The 6,788-nt window shown below is 63.8% G+C and carries 4 protein-coding genes and 1 pseudogene; 2 read left to right on the top strand and 3 right to left on the bottom strand.

The window, feature by feature from the left end:
* Positions 1 to 584: 584 nt before the first annotated feature.
* On the top strand, positions 585 to 2,564 hold the full coding sequence (locus EOA27_RS16020) for a M23 family metallopeptidase (RefSeq protein ID WP_189343063.1): 1,980 nt from the start codon (positions 585 to 587) through the stop codon (positions 2,562 to 2,564).
* A gap of 100 nt (positions 2,565 to 2,664) precedes the next feature.
* Here EOA27_RS16020 and EOA27_RS16015 read toward each other — a convergent pair whose 3' ends face one another.
* On the bottom strand, positions 2,665 to 4,218 hold the full coding sequence (locus EOA27_RS16015) for an MFS transporter (RefSeq protein ID WP_126081095.1): 1,554 nt from the start codon (positions 4,216 to 4,218) through the stop codon (positions 2,665 to 2,667).
* A gap of 160 nt (positions 4,219 to 4,378) precedes the next feature.
* Between EOA27_RS16015 and EOA27_RS16010 the strand changes: the two genes are divergently transcribed.
* The gene (locus tag EOA27_RS16010) at positions 4,379 to 5,011 is read left to right on the top strand and encodes a TMEM175 family protein (protein ID WP_126081094.1); all 633 of its coding nucleotides are present in this window, start codon (positions 4,379 to 4,381) and stop codon (positions 5,009 to 5,011) included.
* Here EOA27_RS16010 and EOA27_RS16005 read toward each other — a convergent pair.
* Both EOA27_RS16005 and EOA27_RS42125 read right to left on the bottom strand, forming a co-directional pair.
* Complete coding sequence (locus EOA27_RS16005) at positions 4,985 to 6,520, bottom strand: L,D-transpeptidase family protein (protein WP_127256673.1); 1,536 nt, start codon at positions 6,518 to 6,520, stop codon at positions 4,985 to 4,987. The genes EOA27_RS16010 and EOA27_RS16005 overlap by 27 nt on opposite strands.
* Before the next feature lie 129 nt (positions 6,521 to 6,649).
* Positions 6,650 to 6,788, bottom strand: a pseudogene (locus EOA27_RS42125) (MmcQ/YjbR family DNA-binding protein); the annotation flags it as partial.

Below are 6,788 nucleotides of genomic sequence, written 5' to 3'. Positions count from 1 at the left end.
GACTCTGCCGCCCACGTTTCTCTTTCTTCAATATTCAATTGTCAAAGAACAGACACCACAAACGCGATGTCTCGGCCCGCTTCGCTCTTGGCTCCGGGGCCCTCCGAGTGTCGCTCACGCGGCTCTCTTGAATTCGTTCCAACTCTCGCGATACTCAGAAGCGAACTTCTTGGTCGCCAGCAGCGTCGCCGCCGTCGTTGGTGAGGCGTATATAGTCGGGGGGCACTCGAGGCGTCAACACCGATTTCGAACTTTTTTGAATTTTTTGCGACAAATTTTTCAGCCCGCCTTTTCGATAGCCGACTGCCTCCGCGGCAACCCTTGGGTCATCCACAGCGGGCCCTATTGCCGCCGCATTAAGGCGTGAAACCAGCCCATAGAAGGAAGGCGCGCGCGTATGTGTGAGGCGCCCCCAAAACAGACGACCGCGACAGACGACAAGAGCGCCGTCTCGCAAGAGACGCATCATTGGGGATATCGGCCGGCTTGCCGCTTCGTTGACTTCAACGGCCGTGACAGGCAAATGTCATGGCCGCAACGAGAACGACAAGCCGTTTCGCCTGGGGAAGAAGCAGCCTTTCTGGATGCCGGACACCGAAGAGGTCATAGCCGAACTCGGCAACGAGCCGCCGCTGATCGCGGACGGCCGCAGCGGTCCGCCTGACCGCCGCGAGGTCTCGGCGCGCTGGCTGTCGGGTACCTTCCTCACCGGTGTGACCTCGAGCGTGCTGATGGGCGTGGCATTGTTTGCGGCGCTCGACGGGCGCCAGCAGCTCGCCACCCCGCCGGAAATCGCCGAGCTCATCGGTCTCGCCGGCGGCGGCGATGATTCCGGCGAGCAGGCAAAGACCACCAGGCTGGTGGCACCCCGCCAGATCGCCCGGGCAAAGGACCGGCGGCGCATGGAAGTGTCGATGGTCACCAAGGTCGGTGACCGCGACGTCATCCACACCATGCCTTTCGTGCAGATCAAGATGGCTCTGGCCGCCGGCCACACGACCAACCGCCCCTATCCGCCCTTCGACCCGTTGCAGGTGTTCGGCGACGACAGCGACGACAACGCCCAGCCGGCAACGGCCACCGCGGCCGCCGCGCAGATCTACGGCGCCAAGGTCGAGAGCGAAATGAGCCTGAAGACGGTCGATTTCCCGATCGAGACCGCTTCCTTCGACGAAAAGAGCGACCTTTCCGCCGACGAGGTGGAAAAGGTGGTTCGCGACGCCAGCAACGGCTTGAGCGACGGCGCCGTCCAGGTGGCGGCGCTGCATTATGTCGATCCGCAGCGATTCGGCGACGCCTTCGCCGAATCGATGGCCGGTTCCTACGACGTGAAGATCACCCAGGAAAACGTTTCGGTGGCGCCGCGCGCCACCCTGGAAGATCAGACGCCGGCCTTCGCCGAGGAAATCATCCCCTTCACCGAGGATACCGAGATCGCCGAGGCCTATGCCGATTCGGGCTACACCGGCGCTGACGCCACCGGCATGGCGGAAGCGATCGGCAAGTTGTTGAACGCCACGGCGCTCAAGGCCGGGACGGTGCTGCGTGTCGGCCTCGAAGTGCGCGGCGACATCGCCAAGGTCGTGCGCACCAGCGTCTATGACAAGACCACGCACATCGTCACCATCGCGCTCGACGACCGCGGCCAGTTTGTGCCGGCCCAGGAGCCGGAGCCAAATCCCGAGCTTTTGACGGCGTTCGATGATTCGCAGCCGGTGGTGGTGCGCGGCAACCTGCCCAATGTCTATGACGGCATCTATCGCACCGCCTATTCCTACGGCATGTCGAAAGCTATGACGCAGAAGCTGATCAAGCTCCTCGCTTCCGACGTCGATTTCCAGTCGCGGCTTTCGCCGGCCGACCGGCTGGAGGTGCTGTTCTCGCAGCCCGACGGCGACGACCAGACCTCCGACAATTCCGAGCTTCTCTACGTGTCGGCGACCTTCGGCGGGCAGACGCGGAATTTCTATCGCTTCCAGATGCAGGACGGCAGCACCGACTATTTCGACGAGAACGGTTCGAGCGCCAAGCAGTTCCTGCTGCGCAACCCGCTCCCCAACGGGCGCTTCACCTCCGGCTTCGGCGCGCGCCGTCACCCGATTCTGGGCTATGTGCGCATGCACACCGGCACGGACTGGGCTGCCCCCATCGGATCGCCCATCATCGCGGCCGGCAATGGCGTCGTGGAAAAGGCCGGCTGGGCCGGCGGCTATGGCAAGCAGATCATCATCCGCCATGCCAATGGCTACGAGACGTCCTACAACCACCAGAGCGCTTTTGCCAAAGGCATCGAGCCCGGCGTCCATGTCCGCCAGGGTCAAGTCATCGGCTATCTCGGCCAGACCGGCCTGTCGACGGGCCCGCATCTTCACTACGAACTCATCGTCAATGGCACCAAGGTCGATTCGATGCGCGTGCGCCTGCCGGTCGGCAAGGTGCTGAAGGGTGACGATCTCGTGGCCTTCAAGAAAGAGCGCGAGCGCATCGACGATCTTCTGAAGCAGGAAGACGGCAACTCGCTGAAGGTCGCCAGCGCCAAGACTGATTCGCAGCTTCCGAACTAAGCAGTTCCAGGAACCGCTCCACCTGTTTCGACGCAATTCCAGACGGAAGGCTACGGCGAAGTCGACGGGCCTAACCGCTCACACTTTTCCTGGAATTGCTCTAATCGCGCGATTCGTCTGTCTGCCGCGGCCAGGGCGATGCCTGTCCGGGAACCGTGAACCAGGCGATAAGGGAAGAAAGCACGCAAAGCAACGCCGTGACCGCCGCGACCGCGGTGAAAGCCGAATCGCTTGCCGCCACTCTGGCCGCGTCGAGATTGGCCGCAAGCCCGGAAGCGGGCGGCTCGCCGAAACCTGGCACCCCGGAAGCATTGCCGATGATCCGCGCGTAAACCCAGGCCGCCAGCGAACCCATCGCCGCCACCGCGATCAGGCCGCCGACGCGCGAGACCGCATTGTTGATGCCGGACGCGGCGCCGGTATCCTTATCCTCGACGGACGTCATGACCGCGGTCGACAACGGTGACACGACTTGCGCCATGCCTAGCCCCATCAGCGCCATCAGCGGAAATGTCCCGGTCCAGAAATTGTGGATGCCGAAATGCGTGAGCAAAGCGAGGCCGGCGAAGGCGATAGCGACGACCATGCTGCCGCAGGCGATCGGAAAGCGCGGACCGATCCGGTCCGACCACTGGCCGACCGGCCCGGACAGAAGCGCGATCAATGCCGACAGCGGCAGGAAGATGAAGCCGACCTCGGCCTCGCTCAACCTCCAGCCGGCGATCAGAAGCATCGGCAGGTAGAACAGATTGGCCGACAGCGCGAAATAGAGGAAGAATGTCGCCAGGTTGGCGCCGGCAAAGGCGCGGATGCGGAACAGGCCGAGATCGATCATCGGATCGCGCTGCCAGCGCTCATAAGCGATGAAGACAAAGAGCAGGACCACACCGGCAACGATCGCGGGCGTTGACAGCATTCCGCCGCCTTTGGCATTCATGGCCGTCAGTCCATACGCGAGCAGGCCGAAGGCAAGCGTCGCCAGCGCGGCGCCCCCAAGGTCGAGGCTGCGTTTTTCGGTCGGTTTGTCGGCCGGCACCTTGGCCAAAAGCAGATAGATGGAGATCAGCCCAAGCGGCAGGTTGATGGCGAAGATCGCGCGCCAGACCCCGTTGCCGAACGTCGTCAAAACAAAGCCGCCCAGAACGGGGCCGAGCGCCGTGGTCAGCGCCGATGCGGCGGCCCAGATGCCGATCGCCCGGCCGCGCTCCTTCTTCGGATAGGCTTTGGCGATGATGGCGAGGCTGCCCGGCACCATGATCGCCGCGCCGATGCCCTGGATGGCGCGGAAGGCGATCAATATGGCCGGATCGGGCGCCACCGCGCAGGCGAGCGAGGCGGCGATGAACAGCGCGATGCCGGTGACGAAGGCGCGCCGCAGCCCGAACCGGTCGCCTGCGGCACCGCCAGCCAGGATGAGCGCCGAGAGCGTCAGCGCATAGGCGTTGGAAATCCACTGCGCTTCCGCCAGGCTGGCGCCGAGGTCGGCGCGCAGCGCCGGCATGGCGATCGCCAGGATCGAGCCGTCGATGAAGCCGAGCGCCGAGGCAAGGATTGCCGACACCAGCACGAATTTGCGCTGCGTTTGGGGACAGAACGTGCCGTTCGCCCGCGTGGGCGAATGCGAATCGGCCGTGGTTTCGTTCGCGGATGACATGAATCCCTGCTTAGCCCTCCGGAATGATTGCAACAACGAGCCAGAGCATCGCTGTTCTTGAAATCAGATGGCACTGGCCGGTGGCGAGGTGAGCGGCAATCTTGAAGGCAAACCGTCGATCGCGTGCTAGGTTCCAACATTAGGTATGGAGGGGGAAGCCATGAAGCGACCGCTCGAACCGTCGGCGGAAGGACGCGGGCGCATCGTCGGCATAACCGACGGCGTCTTCGCAATCGCGCTGACCCTGATCGTCCTGGAGATCAGGGTGCCGGCGCATGAGGCGGTGCACTCGGAAGGCGAGCTGCTCGGAGCGATCCTCGCGCTCGCGCCACGCTTTCTGACCTATGCGCTGAGCTTCCTGACGCTCACCATCTTCTGGTTCGGCCAGCAGGCGCAGCATGGCCTGATCGCCAAGTCGGACCGCAGGCTGGCGACGCTCAACCTGTGCTTTCTTGCCTTTATCGCACTATTGCCCTTCTCGACCGACCTGCTGGCCGATTTCCTCGAGTTCAGGATCGCGGTGCTGGTCTACTGGCTGAACCTGCTGATGCTGGGCGCGACGCTGTTCGCCAGTTGGTGGTATGCCGACAGGAACGGCATGATCGCCGAGGACGTCGACGCTGAAACGCGGCGCACCGTCTACAATCGTATCGTCAAGGCGCAGACCCTGTGGGCGGTCGGCGCGGCGCTGTGCCTGATCACGCCGCTGCTCGGCATAGGCTTCATCCTGCTGGTGCAGCTCATCTATGCCGCGGCGCCGCGCGCCTCACTGCTGCGTAAACTCATCGGTTGAGGTCCCGCCGACCTCCGCGATCGTTGGTCCGCCGACGAACTCCACCGTGACGCCCGGCGACACCAGCTTGGCAAGCTCGCGCGCATCCCAGTTGGTCAGGCGCACGCAGCCATGGCTCTCGGTCTTGCCGATCTTGGAGGGATCGGGCGTGCCATGGATACCGTAAGTCGGCTTGTCGAGCGCGATCCACACCGAGCCGACCGGACCGTTTGGTCCCGGCGGGACGGTCAGGATCTTGTCGTTCTGGCCCTGCTTGAAATTGATGTTGGGATTGTAGGTGTAGTTCGGGTCGAGCGCGATGCGCGAGACGGCATGGATGCCGGTCGGCGACGGCGTGTCGGCCGAGCCGATCGTCGCCGGATAGGCCGCGACCAGCTTGCCGCTGCCATCATAGGCGTAGACTTCCTTCTTGGTCTTGTCGGCGATGATGCGCGTCACCGGCGTCGAGACCAGCTTGCCGAAATTGGCGACCTTGATCATCGTGCCGGGGCGATTGAAGTCGACCCCCTTGTTGATCGACTTCAGATAGGTCTCGTCCATGTGGAAGCGCTCGGCCAGCGCCTCGGTGACCGAGGTGTAGCACATGCAGTTGAGCTTGGCCTTCTGGCTGTAATCCTCGGGGATCGAGGCGACATACGGGCCGGCCGCGTCTTCCGGCGTGATCGTGTAGGAAGCAAAGGGATCGCCGCCCGACTGGGCGAGCGCGGCCTGGATGCCGACCGCATCTGTCGACTTCAGATTGGTGCCGTTTATTTCGTTATAGGCGGCCAGCGCCTTGTCGACATTGGAGCCGAAGCGCCCATCGATCACGCCCGGCGAGGCGCCGCCGCGATCGAGCAGCACCTGCAGCGCGGCAACATCCTGACGCACCCCGAGCGACAGCGACGGATCGACACTGGCCTTGCCGCCCGTGTTCGGCGGCAACGAGGCCTGCGGATTGGTCTGCAGCACCTCGCCCTGGCCCGGCTGCTCCGGGTCGATCGACGCCTCGTTCAGCGGCTGGCGCTTGATCGTGTTGGACTTCGGCTCTTCCGGATAGGTGGTGGCGTAGCCTTCGTCATTGTTGGGCGCCGGCGGATAGGCATCGACGGAATTGTCGCCGCTATTGGGATCGTATTCGTCGACCGGCGGCGGGATGACCCGGCCATTCTCCTCCAGCTGCCGCCGGCGGAAGCGAGCCATGTCCTCGGGATTGTCGAGATAGTAGCGGTCGTCGTCCTCGGCCGGCGCGCGGCCGAGCTCCTGCATGCGCTGCCGGCGAAGCGCCCGGCGGCCGAGCCTGCTCCCCGGCGGCTGGATCGCGATGACCTTGCCGGTGTCGGCATCGACCAGCACCCGATTGCCCCTGGCGTCGTAATAGATATCGATATTGCCTTCCTGGGCCAGCATCAGCACGCCGCGTTCAGCCGGGCGCACGCCTTGCGGGCCATCCGCGCTCGGCGCGGCGAACGCGCCGGAAGACGCCAGCCCGGCCGCGAGTGCCGATAGGGAAAAGATCAAGCGCAGCATGGGGGTCAAGCTCTCCGGTCGACTCTGGCTTCTGACGGGCGAATCTTCGCCAGCAAACCAGTTACCCAAGTTAAGGTTCCAACATGAACCGGGCATGAAGATGGCGGATTTCAAGTGCCTTGAGGAACATCAGCCAGTTTGCGCGAGCCCCAATTGCTTGCGTGCCTGTGTGGTCAGCTTCAGCACGACCAGGCGGTGGCTTTCGCGCAGATAGTCCTTGAGCGCCGCATCATCCATGCTTTGGCTTGTCTGACGCTGGATCCATTTC

Source organism: Mesorhizobium sp. M2A.F.Ca.ET.037.01.1.1 (assembly GCF_003998075.1).
Lineage (GTDB): Bacteria > Pseudomonadota > Alphaproteobacteria > Rhizobiales > Rhizobiaceae > Mesorhizobium.
The sequence above is the reverse complement of the archived record's forward strand: the minus strand, read 5'-3'. Positions and strand labels throughout refer to the sequence as shown.